This window comes from Limimaricola sp. AA108-03 (assembly GCF_050847355.1).
Taxonomy (GTDB): Bacteria; Pseudomonadota; Alphaproteobacteria; order Rhodobacterales; family Rhodobacteraceae; genus Limimaricola.
In genome coordinates this window covers 2,610,409-2,631,308 of sequence record NZ_CP193755.1, presented here as the reverse complement: position 1 = coordinate 2,631,308, position 20,900 = coordinate 2,610,409, and the positions used below count along the sequence as shown (strand labels likewise).

General features: G+C 67.8%; 23 protein-coding genes and 1 other RNA gene. 11 read left to right on the top strand and 13 right to left on the bottom strand.

Annotation, left to right across the window (positions count from 1 at the left end):
- Window positions 1–40: 40 nt before the first annotated feature.
- The gene (locus ACRAQ3_RS12870; RefSeq protein WP_269398349.1) at window positions 41–511 is read left to right on the top strand and encodes a hypothetical protein; all 471 of its coding nucleotides are present in this window, start codon (window positions 41–43) and stop codon (window positions 509–511) included.
- Here the strand turns inward: ACRAQ3_RS12870 and ACRAQ3_RS12865 are convergent.
- From ACRAQ3_RS12865 to ACRAQ3_RS12855, 3 genes are read right to left on the bottom strand one after another with little or no spacing between them, the layout of a single operon-like run.
- Window positions 508–1,095 (bottom strand): TadE/TadG family type IV pilus assembly protein, encoded by a 588-nt coding sequence (locus tag ACRAQ3_RS12865; protein WP_432254898.1) that lies wholly within the window; start codon window positions 1,093–1,095, stop codon window positions 508–510. The genes ACRAQ3_RS12870 and ACRAQ3_RS12865 overlap by 4 nt on opposite strands.
- Window positions 1,092–1,622, bottom strand: coding sequence for a TadE/TadG family type IV pilus assembly protein (locus tag ACRAQ3_RS12860; RefSeq protein WP_432254897.1), 531 nt, complete (start codon window positions 1,620–1,622; stop codon window positions 1,092–1,094). The genes ACRAQ3_RS12865 and ACRAQ3_RS12860 overlap by 4 nt, the downstream gene beginning before the upstream one ends.
- On the bottom strand, window positions 1,619–3,151 hold the full coding sequence (locus ACRAQ3_RS12855) for a pilus assembly protein TadG-related protein (RefSeq protein ID WP_432254896.1): 1,533 nt from the start codon (window positions 3,149–3,151) through the stop codon (window positions 1,619–1,621). Before ACRAQ3_RS12855 ends, ACRAQ3_RS12860 begins: the two co-directional genes overlap by 4 nt.
- Before the next feature lie 221 nt (window positions 3,152–3,372).
- On the opposite strand from ACRAQ3_RS12855, the gene ACRAQ3_RS12850 reads away from it, so the two are divergent.
- The 8 genes from ACRAQ3_RS12850 (at window position 3,373) to rpmG (ending at window position 9,421) form a co-directional block, all read left to right on the top strand.
- Complete coding sequence (locus tag ACRAQ3_RS12850; protein WP_373568047.1) at window positions 3,373–4,815, top strand: Glu/Leu/Phe/Val family dehydrogenase; 1,443 nt, start codon at window positions 3,373–3,375, stop codon at window positions 4,813–4,815.
- A 20-nt stretch (window positions 4,816–4,835) separates the two neighbouring features.
- Window positions 4,836–5,492: a ceramidase domain-containing protein gene (locus tag ACRAQ3_RS12845; RefSeq protein WP_432254895.1), complete on the top strand. Its 657-nt coding sequence runs from the start codon at window positions 4,836–4,838 to the stop codon at window positions 5,490–5,492.
- A 29-nt stretch (window positions 5,493–5,521) separates the two neighbouring features.
- The gene (gatC, locus tag ACRAQ3_RS12840) at window positions 5,522–5,809 is read left to right on the top strand and encodes an Asp-tRNA(Asn)/Glu-tRNA(Gln) amidotransferase subunit GatC (protein ID WP_085896062.1); all 288 of its coding nucleotides are present in this window, start codon (window positions 5,522–5,524) and stop codon (window positions 5,807–5,809) included.
- A gap of 11 nt (window positions 5,810–5,820) precedes the next feature.
- Window positions 5,821–7,305, top strand: a complete 1,485-nt coding sequence (gene gatA / locus ACRAQ3_RS12835; RefSeq protein WP_432254894.1) for an Asp-tRNA(Asn)/Glu-tRNA(Gln) amidotransferase subunit GatA — start codon at window positions 5,821–5,823, stop codon at window positions 7,303–7,305.
- 88 nt (window positions 7,306–7,393) lie between these two features.
- Window positions 7,394–8,008 (top strand): hypothetical protein, encoded by a 615-nt coding sequence (locus tag ACRAQ3_RS12830; protein WP_306467353.1) that lies wholly within the window; start codon window positions 7,394–7,396, stop codon window positions 8,006–8,008.
- Between the two features lie 7 nt (window positions 8,009–8,015).
- On the top strand, window positions 8,016–8,705 hold the full coding sequence (locus ACRAQ3_RS12825; protein WP_432254893.1) for an N-acetylmuramoyl-L-alanine amidase: 690 nt from the start codon (window positions 8,016–8,018) through the stop codon (window positions 8,703–8,705).
- Window positions 8,706–8,716: 11 nt separating this feature from the next.
- Window positions 8,717–9,138: RNase P RNA component class A (rnpB, locus tag ACRAQ3_RS12820), an RNA gene on the top strand.
- Window positions 9,139–9,253: 115 nt separating this feature from the next.
- Window positions 9,254–9,421 (top strand): 50S ribosomal protein L33, encoded by a 168-nt coding sequence (gene rpmG / locus ACRAQ3_RS12815; protein WP_017928995.1) that lies wholly within the window; start codon window positions 9,254–9,256, stop codon window positions 9,419–9,421.
- A 131-nt stretch (window positions 9,422–9,552) separates the two neighbouring features.
- On the opposite strand, the gene ACRAQ3_RS12810 is transcribed toward rpmG, so the two are convergent.
- The 9 genes from ACRAQ3_RS12810 to ACRAQ3_RS12770 all read right to left on the bottom strand — a co-directional run bounded on the left by ACRAQ3_RS12810 (window position 9,553) and on the right by ACRAQ3_RS12770 (window position 17,653).
- The gene (locus ACRAQ3_RS12810) at window positions 9,553–10,857 is read right to left on the bottom strand and encodes an NAD(P)/FAD-dependent oxidoreductase (RefSeq protein WP_432254892.1); all 1,305 of its coding nucleotides are present in this window, start codon (window positions 10,855–10,857) and stop codon (window positions 9,553–9,555) included.
- On the bottom strand, window positions 10,854–12,206 hold the full coding sequence (locus tag ACRAQ3_RS12805; RefSeq protein ID WP_269398339.1) for a glutamine synthetase family protein: 1,353 nt from the start codon (window positions 12,204–12,206) through the stop codon (window positions 10,854–10,856). Before ACRAQ3_RS12805 ends, ACRAQ3_RS12810 begins: the two co-directional genes overlap by 4 nt.
- Entirely contained in the window at window positions 12,203–12,880 is a 678-nt protein-coding gene (locus ACRAQ3_RS12800; protein WP_269398338.1) for a type 1 glutamine amidotransferase, read from the bottom strand. Before ACRAQ3_RS12800 ends, ACRAQ3_RS12805 begins: the two co-directional genes overlap by 4 nt.
- 68 nt (window positions 12,881–12,948) lie before the next feature.
- The gene (locus ACRAQ3_RS12795; protein WP_432254891.1) at window positions 12,949–13,755 is read right to left on the bottom strand and encodes an ABC transporter permease; all 807 of its coding nucleotides are present in this window, start codon (window positions 13,753–13,755) and stop codon (window positions 12,949–12,951) included.
- Window positions 13,752–14,657: an ABC transporter permease gene (locus ACRAQ3_RS12790; RefSeq protein ID WP_269398336.1), complete on the bottom strand. Its 906-nt coding sequence runs from the start codon at window positions 14,655–14,657 to the stop codon at window positions 13,752–13,754. Before ACRAQ3_RS12790 ends, ACRAQ3_RS12795 begins: the two co-directional genes overlap by 4 nt.
- 45 nt (window positions 14,658–14,702) lie before the next feature.
- The gene (locus ACRAQ3_RS12785) at window positions 14,703–15,440 is read right to left on the bottom strand and encodes a transporter substrate-binding domain-containing protein (RefSeq protein WP_432254890.1); all 738 of its coding nucleotides are present in this window, start codon (window positions 15,438–15,440) and stop codon (window positions 14,703–14,705) included.
- 41 nt (window positions 15,441–15,481) lie between these two features.
- Window positions 15,482–16,270, bottom strand: a complete 789-nt coding sequence (locus tag ACRAQ3_RS12780) for an ABC transporter ATP-binding protein (protein WP_269398334.1) — start codon at window positions 16,268–16,270, stop codon at window positions 15,482–15,484.
- Window positions 16,271–16,381: 111 nt separating this feature from the next.
- On the bottom strand, window positions 16,382–16,828 hold the full coding sequence (locus ACRAQ3_RS12775) for a TerB family tellurite resistance protein (RefSeq protein ID WP_432254889.1): 447 nt from the start codon (window positions 16,826–16,828) through the stop codon (window positions 16,382–16,384).
- A gap of 39 nt (window positions 16,829–16,867) precedes the next feature.
- Complete coding sequence (locus ACRAQ3_RS12770) at window positions 16,868–17,653, bottom strand: 23S rRNA (adenine(2030)-N(6))-methyltransferase RlmJ (RefSeq protein WP_432254888.1); 786 nt, start codon at window positions 17,651–17,653, stop codon at window positions 16,868–16,870.
- Between the two features lie 181 nt (window positions 17,654–17,834).
- Here ACRAQ3_RS12770 and ACRAQ3_RS12765 point away from each other — a divergent pair, with 181 nt between their 5' ends.
- On the top strand, window positions 17,835–18,617 hold the full coding sequence (locus tag ACRAQ3_RS12765; RefSeq protein WP_432254887.1) for a MipA/OmpV family protein: 783 nt from the start codon (window positions 17,835–17,837) through the stop codon (window positions 18,615–18,617).
- 70 nt (window positions 18,618–18,687) lie between these two features.
- Entirely contained in the window at window positions 18,688–19,167 is a 480-nt protein-coding gene (locus ACRAQ3_RS12760; RefSeq protein WP_432254886.1) for an N-acetyltransferase family protein, read from the top strand.
- 62 nt (window positions 19,168–19,229) lie between these two features.
- On the opposite strand, the gene ACRAQ3_RS12755 is transcribed toward ACRAQ3_RS12760, so the two are convergent.
- The gene (locus tag ACRAQ3_RS12755) at window positions 19,230–20,873 is read right to left on the bottom strand and encodes a CTP synthase (protein WP_085896047.1); all 1,644 of its coding nucleotides are present in this window, start codon (window positions 20,871–20,873) and stop codon (window positions 19,230–19,232) included.
- Between the last annotated feature and the right edge of the window lie 27 nt (window positions 20,874–20,900).

The following is a 20,900-nucleotide window of genomic DNA, read 5'->3' as shown; positions in this document are numbered from 1 at the left end:
GGCCGGGCTATGCCGAGGCCGCAACAGCGGGGACGTGGCGATGAAGATCGAATTGCGGGCGGCGCCCGCACGGCGGGCGATGGCGGTGGGCGTGCTCTACGGCTTTGGCGGCGTTGCCATTTACACCGCGCTGTCCGAGGCTTCGGGCCTCGTCTGGGCGCTGGCGCTCTTGTGCCTCGGGGCGGCCGGACTGGGCGCCGGCGAGGCGCTGCGCCGCGCCACGCGGCTGGGGCTGCAACTCGACGAGGCCGGGCTTTCCGACAGCGCCGGCACGCTACTGGCACCCTGGCAGGACATCGTCGCGATCGAGCGCGGCAGCTTCTCGCTGCGACCGTCCAACGGTTTTACCCTTCGGCTGGCGAAGCCCGGCGCGCGGGCTTGGCGGCCGGGATTGTGGTGGCGGCTTGGCCACCGGCTTGGCGTCGGCGGCGTGACATCGGCCAACGAGACCAAGGCCATGGCGCAGGCGATCGAGATCCGCCTCGCCGACCGGGTCGCGCCGCTCCCCTAGCAGAGCCTGTCGTCGAGGCTTGCCGTGGCGCTGAAGCAGAGCTGGTTCGCGAAGCGCAGCTGCGTCACGGCCCGGTCCTCGAAGGTGAAGGGCGCGAGCCCCACGTCGAACAGCGGCATGTAATCGACCCAGGTCTCGATCAGCGTGGCGACCCTGCGATCGGGCATGTCGGGCAGTTCGTCGCGTATCTCGGCGAGCATCGTGTCGGTCAGCTCCGGGATGCCCGTGCCGCGCGCCTTGGACCAGCGGACCGTGTAGAGGTCCTGCGCGGCATCATAGGCGAAGACGCTTATCCGGATCCGCGGGACCCGCCCGTCCACCACCAGGAATTGCTGCAAGCTGTGCAGGCTGTTCAGGTAGGTCGAGGTGATGTAGTCGGATTCCCGGCTCAGCGCGTCGCCGATCGTGTAGGCGGCGCGCGCATTGGTGGCCTTGGCGCGGAAGGCGTCGAAAAAGACCCAGGATCCGGCGAAGGCCCAGATCAGCAGCGGCAGCATCAGCACCGCCTCGACCACCATCGCCCCCTCGTCGCGACGGCGCAGGCGGCGGCCGAGCCGCGCGGCGATGGACAACGGCCCCCTCATGGTTCGATCACGAAGGCAGAGGCGGAGGCCAGCGCATAGGCGCCGCCCGACTGGCGCGGCAGCGTCGCGCCCAGCCCGCTGGTGGGGAAATACGGGTCGAAGAGCGAGCAGGCGCGCAACAGCATCAACTGGTTCTCCACGCCGGCGACGAAGCGGCGCACCGGGATCGAGGTATCGGCACGGTCGACGCAATCTGCAGCGGCAGGCGGCATCAGCCAGGCTAGCGGGTCGAGCGGCGTCATCTCGAGCCGCAGGTTGAGCGCGCAGTCGGGCAGCAGCAGCGCGTGTTCGCAGATCGAGGCGCTCACGGTCTGATGCGTGACCGGGGTGAGCGTTCCGAGCCGGATGTCGCGCACGGTGATTTCCAGCCCCCGGTCGAGCATCACCTGCCTGAGCGTCACCATGCCCAGCTCGAAGGTCGACATGACCGCCAGCATCAGAAACGGGAAGATCATCACGAACTCCACCGTGGCGGCGCCGTCGCGGGCGCGTATCAGGCGGCGCAGCAGGGGGGGCAATCGGTTCATTGGATCAGCCTCAGCGCGTTGATCTGGGTGGCGATCGACGTGAAGGCCGAGGCGATCTCGAGCCCTTCGACGCGGTAGAAATGCGAGGGCGAGGAGGCACAGTCGGCCATCACCCCGGCGGCATGGGCGTCGACCTCGAAGCCGATGGTGAAGACGACGATGCCGTTGGCGCGGGCGGCGGCGCAGATGGCCTTGGTCCGCAGATCCTTCTGGGCCGACCAGGTCGTGTCGTAGATGCTGTTCCAGTAATCCTTCACCAAGGAGTTATAATTCTGCCGATAGCGCAGATGATGCGCGTGTTCGCCTATGGACATGCGGTTGAAGAGTTCGGCCCAACTCAGCCGCGTGCCGCGCGGCGCCGTGACCCATGTACGATCCTTGGCCCGGAAGTATTGGAGCGGCGCGACATAGACGTAGTAGTCATCCGTGCCGTCGAGCCAGACGTCCGAAGGGGCGATCGTGTTGTAGGGTGGGCGGAGCGTATAGTCGCGGGTGTTCTCGCCATCGGTCATCACGACCAGAACCTTCATCCCCTCGGGGTGGTTGAAGTCGCGCGGCCAGCCTGACAGGTCTCCCGAGACCCGACCTAGCCCGAGCATGCCGTTGAGCACGCCGCGGGCGGTGGGGTCGAGCAGCGCCGCGCCCCAGTTCACCCCCATCTCGATCGAGGTCCAGCCACTGGCGCTCAGATTCGCGATTTTGCTCTGCAGCGCGTTCCGGTCGTTCGACCAGGCCATCACCTCGAAAGGGGAATCGGTGCGGCAGACCGGGTTGTTGTTGCGCATGCTGCCATAGCTGCCGGAATTGGTGTTGGCCTCGAAATGGCCCGCCTGGATCAGGCCGACCGGCAGCTGCGCGGTGGTCAGATAGGCGGTGGGCGGCAGGTCCACGCAGTAGCTGTAGTCATGGCCGCCGAGCAGGCCGTACTGCTGGCCCAGCTCGCGGCCGAGATTGACCTGGGTGGAATAGGGCACGATCGAGATCGACAGGTTCTCGGGCAGGACGTTCGCGAACATGGTGTCGATGAACTCGGCGCCGGCGCTCTTGAGACGGGTCAGGCGGTTGTTGCTGCCCATCGATCCCGAAACGTCGAGCACGAGCCCGATCTCGATGTCGCTTACCGATTCGGTGGCCGAGCCTGCGGCGGGGGCCGGCATGGTCTCGATCCCGGCCATGCGCAGGAAGGTGGCGGGGACCGGCATCTGCGCGCTGGCGCGAACGGTGCGCGAGTTCAGCGTGTTGATCACCTCGACCCCTTGAAGGGCGTCGGACAAGCCGGCCTTGGCGAAGTGATCGCGCACCACCGTTTCGGGATCGAGGCTCTGCTGCAGGTCGGCGGCGGCCAGCACCGCCCGGTCGAGCGTGGATTGCAGGTGGTTGCGCTTGGCCTCGACGCGCATCGTGTCGACGCCGAGCCCGCCGACCACCAACATGATCATCATCACGAAAAGCGAGAAGATGATGATCGAGCCGCTCTCGTCGCGCGGCAGCCGGCCAAGGCCCTGCCGGGTCCTCGAGACCCGGATCATGCCCCTCCTCCGTCGATCATGCGTGTTTCCCATCGAAGTACCCTCTCGTCGACAGGAGCATCCAACACCGTGGCCATGACGAAACTGGGGCGCTGATTGGTCCGGATCGGTGCATTCCGCCACGCCATCGCCGCAAGGGGTGGTCGATTCTCGCGTTTGACGGTCTAGGATCGGACAGGGACCGCCGGGACAGGCCGGCAAGATTGGGAGAAACATTCGCCATGACAGAGCACCAGCCTCAGATGGCAGAGCCGGGCTTTCGCGACTCCGTCGACATGATGTTCAACCGCGCCGTGGCGCTGATGGACCTGTCGCCGGGGCTCGAGGAGAAGATCCGCGTCTGCAACGCCACCTACACCGTGCGCTTCGGGGTGCGGCTGCGCGGCCAGATCCATACCTTCACCGGTTACCGCTCGGTGCATTCCGAGCACATGGAGCCCGTGAAGGGCGGCATCCGCTACGCCTCGACCGTGCACCAGGAAGAGGTCGAGGCGCTGGCGGCGCTGATGACCTACAAATGCGCGCTGGTCGAAGTGCCCTATGGCGGCTCCAAGGGCGGCCTCAGGATCGATCCGCGCGATTGGGACGAGCACGAGCTGGAACAGATCACCCGGCGATTCGCCTATGAGCTGGCCAAGCGCGACCTGATCCATCCCAGCCAGAACGTGCCCGCCCCGGACATGGGCACCGGCGAACGCGAGATGGCATGGATCGCCGACCAGTACGCGCGGATGAACACCACCGACATCAACTCCCGCGCCTGCGTCACCGGCAAGCCGCTCAACTCCGGCGGTATCCATGGCCGGGTCGAGGCGACCGGGCGGGGCGTGCAATACGCGCTGCGCGAGTTCTTCCGTCACCCCGAGGACGTGGCCAAGGCCAATCTCTCGGGCAAGCTCGAGGGCAAGCGGGTCATCGTGCAGGGCCTCGGCAATGTGGGCTACCACGCCGCCAAGTTCCTTTCCGAGGAGGATGGCGCCAAGATCACCGCGATCATCGAGCGCGACGGTGCGATCACCGATGAGAACGGCCTCGATGTCGAGGCGGTGCATCAGTGGATCGGCAAGCATGGCGGGGTGAAGGACTATCCCGGTGGCACGCATCACGCGGATGGGGCGCGGCTGCTCGAGGCGGAGTGCGACATCCTGATCCCGGCGGCTCTGGAGAGCACGATCAACCTGTCCAACGCGGACCGGATCAAGGCGCCGCTGATCATCGAGGCCGCGAACGGCCCGGTCACCGCCGGGGCCGACGACATCCTGCGCGAGAAGGGCGTCGTGATCATCCCCGACATGTATGCCAATGCCGGCGGCGTCACCGTCTCCTATTTCGAATGGGTCAAGAACCTCAGCCATATCCGCTTCGGCCGGATGGAGCGCCGCGCCGACGAGGCCCGTGCGCAGCTCATCGTCGACGAGCTGGAGCGGCTCTCGAACGATGAGGGGCTGGGCTGGAACCTGTCGAAGAACTTCAAGGAGCGCTACCTGAAGGGCGATGACGAGCTCGAGCTGGTGCGCTCGGGTCTCGATGACACGATGCGCACGGCCTATCAGGCGATGCGGGAGATCTGGCACAACCGCGACGACGTGCCCGACCTGCGCACCGCCGCCTATCTCGTGGCGATCGGCCGGGTGGCGCTGAGCTACCGCTCCAAGGGTCTCTGAGACCCGGCGGCGGAGGCGGCATGGACTGGAGCGCGCCGCTCGACGGCTATTGCGAAAGGCTCGGCCCCGGTTTGTGGGCCGAGCCGCTGAACCTCGTCTCCAACGCCGCCTTCGTCATCGCCGCGATCTGGTGCTGGCGCCGCTCCGAGGGGCTGGGCCTGCCACGGCTGCTGTCGGCGCTGCTCTTCATCATCGGCATCGGCAGCGCGCTGTTCCACTCCTTCGCCACCGTCTGGGCGATGCTGGCGGACGTGCTGCCGATCGCGGTCTTCATCCTCGCCTATGTCTATGTCGCGAACCGGGTGTTCTGGCGCTGGCCCGTCTGGCTCTCGGGGCTGGGTGCCGCCGGTTTCGTGCCATGGGCGCTGCTGCTCACCCCGCTTTTCGCGACGCTGCCCTTCTTCGAGGTCTCGGCCTTCTACTGGCCGGTGCCGCTGCTGATCGCGCTTTACGCGGTGCTGCTGTGGCGGCGCTGGCCGATGGTCGGGCGGGGGATGGCGCTGGGCGCGGGGCTGTTATGCCTGTCGCTGGCCTTCCGCTCGATCGATGAGACCTTGTGCGAGGCAATGCCCGCGGGCACGCATTTCGCCTGGCACGGGCTGAACGGCGTCATGCTGGGCTGGATGATCGAGCTGATCCGCCGGGCGCTGCTTGCGGGACCGCCCGCCGCCCGCTAAAGCCGGGACCGACCAGACAGGAGAGCCCCATGTCGATCGACACCGACACCGCCCGGCGGGTGGCCAAGCTGGCCCGGATCCGGGTCGAGGAGGAGGCGCTGCCCGCGCTCGCTTCCGAGTTCAACACCATCCTCGGCTTCATCGAGCAGCTGCAGGAGGTCGATGTCGACGGCGTCGAGCCGATGACCGGCGTCACGCCGATGCATCTCAAGCGCCGCGACGACGTGGTTACCGATGGCAGCCAGCAGGAGAAGGTTCTCGCCAACGCGCCCGACGCGCGCGAGGGCTTCTTCGCGGTGCCGAAGGTCGTGGAATAAGGGGCGCAGCGATGACCGAACTGACCAAGCTGACCATTGCCTCGGCGCGCGACGCGCTCCGCAAGGGCGAGATTTCCTCGGTCGAGCTGACCGGCGCGCTGAACGCGGCGGTCGACGGCTCCGACAAGCTCAACGCCTATGCGCACAAGACGCCCGAGATCGCCGAGGCGCAGGCCCGCGTCGCCGATGAGCGGATCCAGGCGGGCGATGCGCCCGATTTGTGCGGCATCCCCTTGGGTATCAAGGACCTGTTCTGCACCGAGAACACCCCGAGCCAGGCCGCGAGCCGCATCCTCGACGGCTTCCGCCCGCCCTATGAGTCCACCGTCACCACGCAGCTGTTCCGCGACGGCGCGGTGATGCTGGGCAAGCTCAACATGGACGAGTTCGCGATGGGCTCGTCGAACGAGACCTCGGCCTATGGCGCGGCGGTGAACCCCTGGCAGGCCGATGACGGCGTCGCGCTGACGCCGGGCGGTTCGTCGGGCGGTTCGGCCGCCGCCGTGGCCGCCGATCTGTGTCTCGGCGCCACCGGCACCGACACCGGCGGCTCGATCCGCCAGCCGGCGGCCTTCACCGGCATCACCGGTATCAAGCCGACCTATGGGCGCTGCTCGCGTTTCGGCATCATCGCCTTCGCCTCCTCGCTCGACCAGGCCGGGCCGATGACCCGCGACGTTCGCGACGCGGCGATCATGCTGCGCGCCATGTCCGGCCACGACCCGAAGGATTCGACCTCCGCCGACATCGCCGTCCCGGATTTCGAGGCGATGCTGACCGGCGACATTCGCGGCAAGGTGATCGGCATCCCGCGCGAATACCATGTCGACGGCATGCCGACCGAGATCGAGACCCTCTGGACCCGTGGCACCGAGATGCTGCGTGACGCCGGTGCGCTGATCCGCGACATCTCGCTGCCGCACACGAAATACGCGCTGCCCGCCTATTACGTGATCGCGCCGGCCGAGGCGTCCTCGAACCTCGCCCGTTATGACGGCGTGCGCTTTGGCCACCGCGCCAAGCTGGCGCAGGGCGACGGCATCACCGAGATGTACGAAAAGACCCGGGCCGAGGGCTTCGGAGCCGAGGTGCAGCGCCGCATCATGGTCGGCACCTACGTGCTTTCGGCCGGCTTCTACGACGCCTATTACAACCGCGCCCGCAAGGTCCGCACGCTGATCAAGCGCGACTTCGACCAGGTCTTCGCCGAAGGGGTCGACGCGATCCTGACGCCGGCGACCCCGTCCTCGGCCTTCGGCCTTGGCGCGATGAAGGACGCCGACCCGGTGCAGATGTATCTCAACGACGTCTTCACCGTGACGGTGAACCTTGCCGGTCTGCCGGGAATTTCGGTACCCGCCGGGCTCGATCACAAGGGCCTGCCGCTCGGTCTGCAACTGATCGGGCGTCCGTGGGAGGAGGGCGATCTGCTCAACACCGCCTATGCGCTGGAGCAGGCCGCAGGTTTCGTTTCCAAGCCCGCGAAATGGTGGTAACGGGCGCAGTCGATCAGATCAGGGCCGGAGTGACGCCGTGAAACCGCTTGCCTCTCGTATCAACCTCGCAGCCCTTGCGGGCGCCGCCATGGTCCTTTCGGCCTGCGCGGCGCAACTACCCGACAGCGGCGCCCGCGCCCAGCGCGAAGCGCAGCTGACGGGGCAGTCCCAGAGCCAGACCGCGACCTTCGGCGCGCCCGCGGGCGGCGCCATTGCCAGCTCCGAGCTGTCGGCGGCGGGCATCGACGTGGAGCGGCGAGGCGGCGTGCAGGCGAGCCCGACCAATGCCGCGCCCGGCGCTGGCGGCGCGGCGATCTCCGACGAGCAGAGCTTCGAGGCGGTGGCGGGGCGCGAGACGATCCAGTCCGACGCCGAACGTCGGGCCCAGCAGGCCGCGGCCTACCAGGTGATCCAGCCCACCGCGCTGCCGCAGCGCGCCGGCGACACCGGGCCGAACATCGTCGAATACGCGCTCAACGCGCCGAACAAGCGCGGTCAGGAATGGTATTCGCGCTTCATCCTCGGGACCATGGGCAACCGGTTCGAGCGCAATTGCGCCTCCTACCGTTCGCCCGACGAGGCGCAGCGCGATTTCCTCGCGCGCGGCGGCCCCGAGCGCGACCCGAAGGGCATCGATCCTGACGGCGACGGTTTCGCCTGCGGGTGGGACCCGGCGCCGTTCCTCGCGGCGGTCGGCCGCTGAGGGCTCGATGCCCGAGCCGCTGTCCCCGAATCACGGGCCGCGACGCCTTGGCGCGCGGCCCGATCTCGTCGTGATCCACTACACGGCGATGACCAGCCATGACGAGGCGCTGGCGCGACTCTGCGACCCGGCGGCCGAGGTCTCGGCGCATTGGCTGATTTCCGGGGCCGGCAAGGTGACGGAGCTGGTGCCCGAGGCACGGCGGGCCTGGCACGCGGGCGCGGGGCGCTGGGGCGCGGTGGAGGACGTGAACTCCCGCTCCATCGGCATCGAACTCTACAACAGGGGCGACCATCCCTTTGCAGGGCCGCAGATGGCGGCGCTCGAAACTCTGCTCGCGGGCATCCTCGTGCGTTGGTCGATCCCGCCCGAGCGGGTGATCGGCCATTCCGACATGGCGCCGGGGCGCAAGGACGATCCCGGCCCGCGATTCGACTGGCGCAGGCTGGCGCGGCACGGGCTGTCGGTCTGGCCGCAGCCGAGAGAGGCACGGGGGCCGCAGCCCAGCCCCGCAGGCTTCGACGCGGCCGCGCGCGGTTTCGGCTACACCGCCGAGGTAACCCATGCGCAGCGGCTCGCGGCGTTCCGGCTCCGGTTCCGCCCGCGCGCCACTGGCCCGGTGGATGCGACCGACATGGCGCTGATCGCCGATCTCGCGGCGCGCTTTCCCGTTGACCGGGGCGCGCCCGCACCATAGGTCAGCCGGGCGCGGATGGCTGGATGGCCGCGGGCCTTTTCGGGTTCGAGGAAAGTCCGGACTCCACAAGACACGGTGCCGGGTAACGCCCGGCCGGGGCAACCCGAGGGAAAGCGCCACAGAGAACAGACCGCCTTGGTCAATTCATCGGGGGTTCGCCCCCGGCGAAACCGGGGCAAGGGTGAAACGGTGGGGTAAGAGCCCACCGCGGGACGGGCAACCGGACCGGCACGGCAAGCCCCACCGGGAGCAATGCCAAATAGGGACCTCGCGCGGGTGCTGATCCGGTCCGCCGGATATCGCCGCAGGGACGTCTGACCCCGAGAGGTCCGGGTTGGCAGCTTCAGGCGCGTTGGCAACAGCGCGTCGAGATGAATGGTCATCGCCGGGGGCGACCCCGGAACAGAATCCGGCTTACAGGCCATCCGCGCAAATCATCGGGCCCGTTTCGCGGTTGACAGCGCGAAGCGCACGGTTAAAAGCCGGGGCTCAGACGTATTCACGCGGGCGCCGTCAACGCGCACGCCCCGCGAGCAGGAGAGACGACCATGGCGAAGCCGACGACGATCAAGATCCGCCTGAACTCGACCGCGGGGACCGGCCACTTCTACGTGACCAAGAAGAACGCCCGCACCATGACCGAGAAGATGGTCGTGCGTAAGTACGACCCCGTCAAGCGCGAGCATGTCGAGTACAAGGAAGGCAAGATCAAGTGATCTGAGCCTCCTCGGCAGAGTTCAGGGCCGCGTTCCGAAAGGAGCGCGGCCTTTCTCCATTTCGCGACTTTGTTCCTGAAATACGCTGGGGGAGCCCCGCAGGGGCGGGGGCGGAGCCCCCTCTCGCCCTCTCAGATGCCCAGCCGGTCGCGCAGCGAGAACCAGGTCATCGCCAGCGTCAGCAGCGGCGCACGGTATCGCGCACCGCCCGGAAATTCCGGCACCGGCAAACGCGAGAAGGTATCGAAGCGCCCGGCCTGTCCGGCCACCGCCTCGGCCATCACCCGACCCGCCATGCCCGACAGGGCCACACCGTGCCCCGAGAAACCGGCTCCCGACAGGATGTTCGGTCCGATCCGCTGCAACGAGGGCAGGCGCGACATGGTGATGCCCAGCGTGCCGCCCCAGACATTGTCGATACGCACGCCCGACAGTTGCGGGAACAGGCTCTCCATCCGCGTGCGCAGCTTGGTCGTGATATCGGTAGGAAAGCCGATGCCGTAGCTTTCGCGACCGCCGAAGAGAAAGCGGCGATCCTCGCTCATCCGGTAATAGTTCACCACGAATCGCGAATCGGCAACGGCGATGTCGCGGGCCAAGACCTCACGCCAGCGCTCGCCCAGAGGCTCGGTCGCGGCGATGAAGCTGTTGATCGGCATCACCCTAGCCGCCACCTCGGGCATGATGCCGGGCAGGTAGCCGTTGCCCGCGAGGATCACGTGATCCGCCGTCACCCGCCCCTTCGGGGTGTGCAGCACGGCAGGAGTGCCGCGCTCCACCCGTGTGACCTCGGACAGCTCGTGGATCATGGCGCCGGCGATTTCGGCCTCGCGCGCCAGCGCCCGGGCATAGCGCAACGGGTGCAGATGGCCGGCGCCTTCGTCGATCAGCCCACCGTGATAGGCGTCGGTTTTCACGAGGTCGCGGATCTCGTCGCGGCCGAGCGGCCGAATGGCGTCGTAGCCATAGGCCGTCGACAGGTGCTCGGCCTCGGCGCGGTCATCGGCCGCCTCGCGCGCCGAATAGGCGCCATGCACCACCCCCGGCAGATAGCGCGCTTCCGGCACATGGGCCGCGCAGAAGTCGCGCAGCTGCCGCTTGGCCTCCTCGGCGAGCTCCCACAGCTGCCGGGCCGGGCTTTCGCCGAGGCGCTGCTCCAGCCAGCGCTGCCCCTTGTTGAAGCCGGACCCGACCTGACCGCCATTGCGCCCCGAGGCCCCGAAACCGGCGCGATGCGCGTCGAGCACGACGACGTCGAGACCCGCCCGTGCAGCGGTCAGTGCCGCCCAGAGGCCGGTGAAGCCCGCCCCTACGATCGCAAGGTCGCAGCGGCGGTCGCCACTCAGTGGCGCGCGGTCGGCCGCGGGCTCGGCCGAGGCCACGTACCAGCTGCGGGGCATCTGGCCGGGGCGGTCGTTGCGGTAGAGCGGGTTCATACGTTCAGGAGCAGGTGCTGACGCTCCCACGGGCTGATCACCTGCAGGAACTCGTTGTATTCGGCCCGCTTGACGATCGAGTAGACCCGCACGAATTCCGGTCCGAGCACCTCGTGCAACTCCTTCGCCCCGTCGAACAGGTCGAGCGCGGCGTAGAGCCCTTGCGGGATCTCGTCGGCGGCCTCGTAGGCATCGCCCCGGAACCGCTTGTCGGGCCAGATCTCGTTCTTCATGCCCAAGTATCCGCAGGCTAGGGAGGCGGCGATGCAGAGATACGGGTTGCAGTCCATCCCGGCGAGCCGGTTCTCGACGCGGCGCGCCTGCGGTGGCGAGATCGGCACCCGGATGCCAGTGGTGCGGTTGTCGCGGCCCCATTCGAGGTTGATCGGCGCCGCGTGGTCGCGCACGTAGCGGCGGAACGAGTTCACATAGGGCGCGATCATCGCGATCACGCTCGGCATGTGCTCCTGCAGACCGCCGATGAAGTTGAAGAAGGCGTCGGTCTCGCCGCCTTGCGGGCCGGTGAACAGGTTGCGCCCCTTGGCGTCGATGATCGAGTGGTGGACATGCATGGCCGAACCGGGCTCGCCCTCGATCGGCTTGGCCATGAAGGTGGCGAAGCAGTCATGCTTCAGCGCCGCCTCGCGGATCAACCGCTTGAAGAAGAACACCTCGTCGGCGAGCTTCACCGGGTCGCCATGGCGCAGGTTGATCTCAAGCTGGCCGGCGCCGCCCTCCTGCGTGATGCCGTCGATCTCGAAGCCCTGGATCTCGGCATATTCGTAGATGTCGTCGATCACGGGGCCGTATTCGTCCACCGCGGTCATCGAGTAGGCCTGCCGCGCGGCAGCGGGGCGGCCGGTGCGGCCCAGCATCGGCTCGATCGCCTTGGCGGGGTCGACGTTCTTGCCGACGAGGTAGAACTCCATCTCGGGTGCCACCACCGGGGTCCAGCCCTCGGCCTTGTAGAGATCGACGACGCGCTTCAGGACGTTGCGCGGCGCGCAGCCGACCGGTCGGCCCTTCTGGTCATAGGCGTCGTGGATCACCTGCAGCGTGCCGTCGGCAGCCCAGGGCGCGGCGGTGGTGGTGGCGAGGTCGGGCTTGAGGATCATGTCAGGCTCGACGAAGCCCTCCGGGCCCGCCGCCTCGCCCCAGTCCCCGGTGATGGTCTGGAAGAAGATCGAGTTCGGCAGGTGGAAGAACTGCTGCTTCTCCCACTTGGCCGCGGGGACCGCCTTGCCCCGGGCGATGCCCGGCAGGTCGGCGATCACGCACTCCACCTCGTCGAGGCGGTGCTGGTCGAGATAGAGGCGGGCGGCTTCGGGGATCTCGTCGATCCAGTTCATGCGGCCCCCTTCAGCACGCGGGCCATGCGCGCGGCCAGCACGTCGGCATCGACCGGCTTGTCGAGATTGGCGAGCGCCTCGTCGATCTGCTCCTGCGGCACCACGCCGATGGCGCGGGTCGTGGCGAGCCCTTCGATGAAGCGGGCGCCGAATTCGGGATGCGGTTGGACGGTGAAGACATGGTCGTCCCAGGCCAGAGCCGCATGGGCGCAGAAATCGTTCGAGGCAACGACACGCGCGCCCTCGGGGCGCTCGACCACCTGGTCCTGATGCCAGGCGTTGAGCGCGATCTCACGGCCTTCGAAGTCATAGGTCTTGCGGCCCACCGACCAGCCCCGGTCGAACTTCTCGACCCGGCCGCCGAGCGCCTGCGCGATGATCTGGTGGCCGAAGCAGACGCCCACGAGCGGCATCCGTTTCCCGTGAATCTCCCGGATCAACGCCTCCAGCGGCGCGATGAAGGGATGGTCCTCGTAGGCGCCGTGCTTGGAGCCGGTGATGAGCCAGCCGGCGCAGTCCTCCGGGCCGTCCGGAAACTCCATCGCCTCCACATCGTAGCGACGGAAGGCGAAGCCATGCCCGTCGAGCAGCCGCTCGAACAGGTCCGAATAGTCGCCGAGTTCCGGGCGCAGCGCGTCTGGCGCATGGCCGGTTTCGAGTATGCCGATCTGCATGAAGCACCGTGTCTGTGAATACCACGGAAGCTAGACCGGGCAGGGGGCCGGGGCAAGCGGTGCGCGTCTCAGCGCATCAACAACCCGCGGCCCCGCGCCCGGCGCGGCGCCGCGCTTGGCAGGTGGCGGTTCAGGCGCCGCCCGATCATCCCCATCACGCCGATCACCACCAGCGTCAGCAGCACGAAATACCCCGCGAGGATCGGGTAGGGCACGAAGGGGTTGAAGGTCTTGTCCGCGAAATAGGAGGCGTAGTAGAGCGCGTCGCCCTGCTGCCGCGATGCGGGAAAGCCCGAGAAGAACACCAGCGTCGTGGCATGGAACAGGAAGATCGCCTCGTTGGTGTAGGCGGGCCATGCCAGCCGCAGCGTGGTGGGCCAGATCACCCGGCGGAACTTGCTCCAGCCCGACAGCCCGTAGGCGTCCGCCGCCTCGACCTCGCCGCGGGGCACCGAGCGCAGCGCGCCGTAGAAGATCTCGCCCGAATATGCGGCGGTGTTGAAGAACAGCACCACGGCGGCGCCGAGCCATGCGGAGGTCAGCGCGTCGAAGGCCGGGACCTGCCCCTTGAGCGACAGGAACAGGAAATAGGCGAAGAAGAACTGGATGAAGAGCGGCGAGCCGCGAAACAGGAAGATCACCCACTCGGCGGGCTTGCGGAACCATGGCGAGGCCGAGGCCTTGCCCACCGCGAGCGCGGTGGCGAGCGCGAAGCCCGACAGGAGCGCCACGATGCCGAAATAGACGTTCCAGATCATGCCCGAGCCGATCAGCACGAATTGCTGGCATAGCGTGAAATCCGAGCGCGGCAGCAGCCGCTCGCCATAGCCGAGCGAGCGCAGCCCGTAATCCATGAGGGTGTCGTAGCAGCTCATGGCGGGCCCGCCTTGTTCATGCCGATGGGTCCGGTGCGCTTGTGGTTGGCGAGCGTCTCCTGCCCGTGGCTGAGCCGCAGCATGATGCGGTCGAGCACGATCTCGGAGATCCGGGTGAAGCCGAGATAGAAGACCAGCAGGAACAGGAAGTACCACATCCGCCAGTCGCCATGCGGGTAGTCGGTGAATTGCGGCGTCTTGGTCGAGCCGAGCTCGCGGGCCCAGTAGACGATGTCCTCGACGCCCAGGAGGAACAGCAGCGGCGAGGCCTTGATCAGCACCATCCACAGATTCGAGAGACCGGGCAGGGCATAGACCCACATCTGCGGCACGAGGATACGGCGGAAAACCTGCGCGCGGGTCATGCCATAGGCCTCGGCGGTCTCGATCTGGGGGCGGGGCACGGCGCGCATCGCGCCGAACAGCACGTTGGCCGCGAAGGCGCCGAAGACGAGGGCGAAGGTGAAGACGGCGAGCCAGAAGCCGTAGACCTCGTGTACCCATTGGGCCGAGGTCGAGAGCGGCATCTTGGCCTCGGCGCAGACGATGAAATCGTTGCCCTGCCGGATCGGCTGGTCCCAATCGGGGCATTTCGCCTTGTGGCGCAGCCATTCGATGCCCTGGTCGAGCGCGATCACGAAGAACAGGAAGAAGGCGATGTCGGGCACGCCGCGCACCACGGCGATGTAGCCGCGGCCCAGCCACGACAGCGGCGCGAAGCGCGAGCGCGCTGCCACCGCGCCGCCGAAGCCGAACAGCAGCGCCACCGGGGCGGTGATCGCCAGCAGCAGCAGCACGGTGCCGAAGGCGCCATAGAAGGCGAGGTGCTTGCCCGTGGTCAGGTAGCACATCAGCCAGCTCAGGCCGGACAGCGTTTCGGGATCGGCGCAGGATGCGAACATGGGGGCTCTCTAGCGGGGCGGCGTGGGGCCGCCCCGCAGGTCAGGTCACTCGAAGGTCTTGGCGTCTTCGCCGAACCACTTGAGGATCAGCTCGTTGAGCGAGCCGTCATCCTTCATCGACTGGATCGCCGCGTCGAACTTGTCGCGCAGCTCGGCGTCGCTCTCGCGCAGGCCGACGCCGATGCCGTCGCCCAGCGGCACGTCCTCGCCTACGAAGATCAGCTCGCCGCCCGAGGATTCGACGATCGGCGCGAGGAAGTCCTTGTCGGCGAAGACCGCGTCGGCCTCGCCGTTGCGCACCGCGGCCACGGCCTCGTCGGGGGTCGCGAATTCCAGAAGCGCGGCGCCGCTATCGGCGACATGGCCGGCCTGGATCGTGGTCGCCTGAGCCGAGATCACGCCGCCCTCAAGATCTACGTCCTCGGAGGGCGCGGCATAGGCGGAGGCGGCGGGGGGGAAGTAGTTCTGCGTGAAGTCGATGACCTCGTCGCGCTCGTCGGTGATGCTCATGCCCGCGATGATCGTGTCGTAGTTGCCCGACACGAGGTTCGGAATGATCGAGTCCCAATCATTGGTGACCCATTCGCAGGAAAGCTCGGCGCGGGCGCAGATCTCGTCGCCGACCTCGCGCTCGAACCCGTCGACCTCGCCGGCATCGTTGAGGAAGTTGTACGGAGGGTAGGCGCCCTCGGTGCCCATGCGCACGGTCTGCATGTGGCTTTCGGCCAGCGCGGCACCGGCGCTCAGGGCGAGCGCAGCGGTGGTGAGGATCAGCGTCTTCATCTTGGGGTGGTCTCCTGTTGGGGAAAGAACCGCGCCCGCTCTCAGGCGGGCTGCGGATGCGGGGCGGAATGCGACAGGAATTGCCGCAGCCGCTCTGACTTTGGGTTGCCGAACAGCTCGGCGGGCGGGCCCTGCTCCTCGATCAGGCCCTGGTGCAGGAACACCACGTGGTCGGCCACGTCATGCGCCATGCGCATGTCATGGGTGACGATGATCATGGTGCGGCCCTCTTCGGCGAGGTCCTTGATCACGCGCACCACCTCCTGCTCCAGTTCGGGGTCGAGCGCCGAGGTCGGCTCGTCGAACAGCAGAGCGCGCGGCTCCATGCACAGCGCCCGGGCGATCGCGGCGCGCTGCTGCTGGCCGCCCGAAAGCTGCGCGGGCCAAGCGTCCGCCTTGTCGCCGATGCCGACCTTGTCAAGATATTCGCGCGCCTTGGCCTCGACCTCGGCCCGGTCGCGGCCAAGCACCGTCACCGGCGCCTCCATGACGTTCTGCAGGATCGTCATATGGGCCCAGAGGTTGAACTGCTGGAACACCATGGCGAGGTTGGTGCGGATGCGCGTCACCTGCTTGGGGTCGGCGGGGCGGCGATGCAGTCCCTGACCCTTCCAACGCACCGGCTCGCCCTCGAAGATCACCTCGCCCTGCTGGCTGTCCTCCAAGAGGTTGCAGCAGCGCAGCAGCGTCGACTTGCCCGATCCCGAGGAGCCGATCATTGACACGACGTGCCCGGCGGGCGCGCTGATGTCCACGCCCTTGAGAACCTCGAGGGACCCGTAGGATTTATGCAGATCGCGGATCTCGATGACCGGTTTGGTGTCGCTCACGTGCTCTCATGTCCCCTGTTTGGCGAGAGAGTAGGGGACAGTTTCACAAGAAATGCAACGGGGCCTAGCCCTTTGCCCCGGCGTCAGGCACGCCACGGAAAATCGGTTTTCTCAACTTTGCATTCGTCCGGCGGCGCGCTGGCGGGCGCGGGCGCTGTCGGGATCCGAGACGCCGAGCATCGGCGCGACCATCCGCATCAGCGCGTCCTCCTCCTCGTCGCGCTGGCCATCGGCCAGAACCACCTCCCACAGCGCCTCGATCACCGCCTCGCGTTCCTCGTAGGAGACCGCGTCCTTGATCGCGCGGGTAAAGCGCACCGTGTCGGGGGCCTCCGCCTCCATCACCTCGCAATCGGCCCGCAGCGCCGCGGCCGCGCCGTCGCTCAGGGCGTAGCGCGTCCCGAGGATCCGGTCGATGCGCCGCGCCTCCTCGGCGCTGTACTGCCCGTCGGCGCGGGCAATCCGCACCAAAAGTGCACCCAGCGCGAGACGCGCATCGGCATCGGGAAGGCGCTGGGGCGCGGGATCGGTGAGGCGGCGGATGAGATCTGCAAACATGGGAGCGAATATAGCCGCCCCCGGCCCGGGGAAAAGGGCTCAGCGCTGCGGCATCAGCGTCGCGAAGCGCGCGCTCAGCCATTGCGCCTGCGCGTGGAAGCCGTAGGGCGGGTTGACCACGAAGAGGCCCGAGCCGGTCATGCCATGCCCGGCGCGGGCCGGGGGAAAGGCGACCTCGTGGCGCACGCCGTCGGGAATGTCGCGCTCTAGCGTCCGCAGCATCGGCGCGTGCGGCGCGTCGCGCAAAAGGGGGTACCACAGCACGAGGGTGCCGACCGGCCATTTCTTCGAAATCCGCCGCATCGCCTGCGGGATGGCGCGGTAATCCTCCTTGATCTCCCAACTCGGGTCGATCAGCAGCACGCCGCGCCTCGGCTCCGGCGGGGTCAGCGCCACCGCCATCTCTATGCCGTCGCGGCGGTGCACCTGGGCGCGGCCCGCCATGGCGGCCTGCAGTGCCGCGTGTTCCTGCGGATGCAGCTCGGCGAGGTGCAGCCGGTCGTCGGCGCGCAGCAGCCGCGCCGCGATCTCGGGTGAACCCGGATAGGCATGGGCGCCGTGCTCGGCACGGGTCGCCTCCAGAACCCGGGCATAGGAGTGGTCGGGGGCGAACCAGCCCGCCACCCGGGCGATGCCCTGCGCCGCCTCGCCGGTCTTGGCGGCCTCGGCCGCGTCGAGCCTGTAGAGCGCGCGCCCCGCATGGCTCTCGATATAGCTCAGCGGTTTCGGCTTGCGCGTCAGATAGGCGAGCATCCATGCCAGCAGCGCGTGCTTGTGCACATCGGCGAGGTTCCCGGCGTGATAGGCGTGCTGGTAGGACAGCATGGGCGTCTCCTTCGGGCCCCGCACTAGCGGCGGGGCGGGCGCGGGGCAAGCCGTGGCCCGCACGTCGAGCGCGCTAGGGAGTTGCCCGCGCGCCACGCGTGCGGGGGATATGCCTGCGCGGTTTGCCTCGCCGCCCGCGCGGCGTATCTTTCGGGCCAAGCCTCATCGAAAAGGACCCGTCATGCGCCGCCTCCCGCTTCTCGCCATCGCCCTCGCACCTCTGCCTGCCATGGCGGGGGCGCTGGACCAGCCGGTCGCCGATCCGGTCATCGTGCCCGCCCCGCCCGCACCGGCGGCCCCCGGCCGGGTGCTCGCCTTCACGCTGCGCGGCGGCGTCGCGGTCTCGCCGGAGTATTTCGGCTCGGATGATTACGAGACCGGTCCGGATCTCGGTTTCGCGCTCGACCGGCTGCGCTTCGGCCCCCTCGACATCGGCAATGACGACCCGGATTTCGTCTCGACCGGCTTCGGGCTGCGCGGCTCGTTCCGCTATATCGGCGAGCGCGACGCCGATGATGTCGACGGCATGGCCGGGCTCGACGACGTCGATGCGGCACTGGAGCTGGGGCTGGGCGCGGGATACGACACCCGCAATTTCGGCGTTTTCGCGGATGTCCGGCGCGGTTTCGGCGGGCATGAAAGCTTCGTGGCCGAGCTGGGCGCCGACGTCTATGCCTACCCGACCGAGCGGCTGACCCTGCGCGCCGGGCCGCGCGCGCTCTTCGCCGAGGACGACTACGCCCAGACCTATTTTGGAACGCCCGGCTTCGATGCCGATGGCGGGCTGATCTCGGCCGGAATCGAGGTCGGCGGCATCTACGCGTTCAGCGAGAACTGGGGTCTCGACGGCGCCGTCACCTATGAGCGGCTGCTGAACGACGCCGCCGACAGCCCCATCACCGAGGATGAGGAACAACTCGGCGCGCGGCTGGGGATCACCCGGCGGATCGATTTCCGGTTCTGAATCAGGCGGCTTTGTCCCTCGGCTGCACGGCATGGCCTTGGGGGCGGGACGCAACGTGCGGAGTGATGTGATGACGCTGACGATCCGGCAGGTACCGGCCGAGGAGGCAGCGAGCCTCCTGCCGCTGCTGCGGCAGGGACAGGATTTCCATGCCGCGAGGCAGCCGCGGATTTTCCGGACCGATCACGACGATGCCTCCTACACGGCGTTCCTGGAGGAATGGCTAGCCGGTGAGGGGGTGGTGGCGCTCGCCGCAATGTCAGCAAAAGGCGAAATGGTCGGCTGTGCCGTGTTCGAGATCGAGGAGGTCCCTGCCAAGCCGCTGCTGAAGCCGCGGCGCAACGGTCTGCTCAAGCATATCGTGGTCGATGCAAACTGCCGCGGCGCCGGCATCGGGTCGCACCTCGTCGCCGAGGTGAAGGCGCGGCTGCGCGCCGCCGGGATCGATAGGCTCCGGGCGCATCATTACGCTTTCAACGAGGCTTCTGCGGCGATGCTGGGCAAGGCGGGCCTCGCGCCGCATCTCGTTACGGTCGAAGGGGACACCTGAGGCGGATATGAAATGGGCCGGTCCTCTCGGATCGGCCCTTTCGAATTCCGAAGACGCCGTACTCAGACCAGCCGCGAGGTTTCCACGGCGGCGCGCACGAAATCGGCGAAGAGCGGATGCGGCGCGAAGGGCTTGGATTTCAGCTCAGGGTGGAACTGCACGCCGATGAACCACGGATGGTCCTTCCACTCGACGATCTCGGGCAGGCGGCCATCGGGCGACATGCCCGAGAAGCACAGCCCCTTGGCCTCGAGCGCTTCGCGATACTTGGTGTCGACCTCGTAGCGGTGACGGTGGCGCTCTTCGATGCGGCTCGCACCGTAGACCTCGGCGACGCGGCTGCCCTCGGCCAGCGCGGCGGTGTAGGCGCCGAGCCGCATCGTGCCGCCCTTGTCGTCAGTCACTGCCCGCTCGACCACGTGGTTGCCCTGGATCCACTCCTTGAGGTGGTAGACGACCGGCTCGAAGCGGCGCTTGCCGGCCTCGTGGTCGAACTCCTCCGATCCGGCGGTCTTGAAGCCCGCCACGTTGCGCGCCGCCTCGATCACCGCGAGCTGCATGCCGAGGCAGATGCCCAGATAGGGAATGCCGCGCTCACGCGCGAACTGGGCTGTCTTGATCTTGCCCTCGGTGCCGCGCTCGCCAAAGCCGCCGGGCACGAGAATCGCGTGGTAGCCCTCGAGATGCGGGGCCGGGTCCTCCTGGTCGAAGCGCTCGCTGTCGACCCATTCGACCGTCACGCGCACCCGGTTGGCCATGCCGCCATGGGTCAGCGCCTCCTTGATCGACTTGTAGGCGTCCTCGAGCTGCACGTATTTGCCGACGATCGCGACCTTCACCTCACCCTCGGCATGGGTCAGCCGGTCGTTCACGTCGTGCCAACGCGCGAGGTTCGGCTTGGGCGCGGGGGCGATGCCGAAGGCGTCGAGCACGGCTTGGTCGAGCCCCTCGCGGTGATAGGCCAGCGGCGCCTCGTAGATCGATTTGAGGTCGTAGGCCGCGATCACGCTCTCCTTGCGCACGTTGCAGAAGAGGCCGATCTTCTCGCGCTCCTTCTCGGGGATCGGGTGTTCGGAGCGGCAGACCAGCACGTCGGGCGCGATGCCGATCGAGCGCAGTTCCTTGACCGAGTGCTGCGTCGGCTTGGTCTTCAGCTCGCCGGAGGCGGCGACATAGGGCAGCAGCGTCAGATGCATGAAGATGCACTGGCCGCGCGGCCGCTCCTGCGCGAACTGGCGGATCGCCTCGAAGAAGGGCAGACCCTCGATGTCGCCGACCGTGCCGCCGATCTCGCAGAGCTGGAAATCGACCTCGTCGGCGCCGATCGAGAGGAAGTCCTTGATTTCGTTGGTGACGTGCGGGATCACCTGGATCGTCTTGCCGAGGTAGTCGCCGCGGCGTTCCTTCTCCAGCACGTTCGAATAGATCCGGCCCGACGACACGCTGTCGGTGCGCCGCGCCGCGACGCCGGTGAAGCGCTCGTAATGGCCGAGATCGAGATCGGTCTCGGCGCCGTCATCGGTGACGAAGACCTCGCCATGCTCGAACGGGCTCATCGTACCGGGATCGACGTTGAGATAGGGGTCGAGCTTGCGCAGCCGGACCGTGTAGCCGCGCGCCTGCAAGAGCGCACCCAGCGCCGCCGAGGCCAGTCCCTTGCCGAGCGAGGAGACAACGCCGCCGGTGATGAAGATGTAACGCGCCATGGTCGGAAGTACCCCGTGATCGTCGAA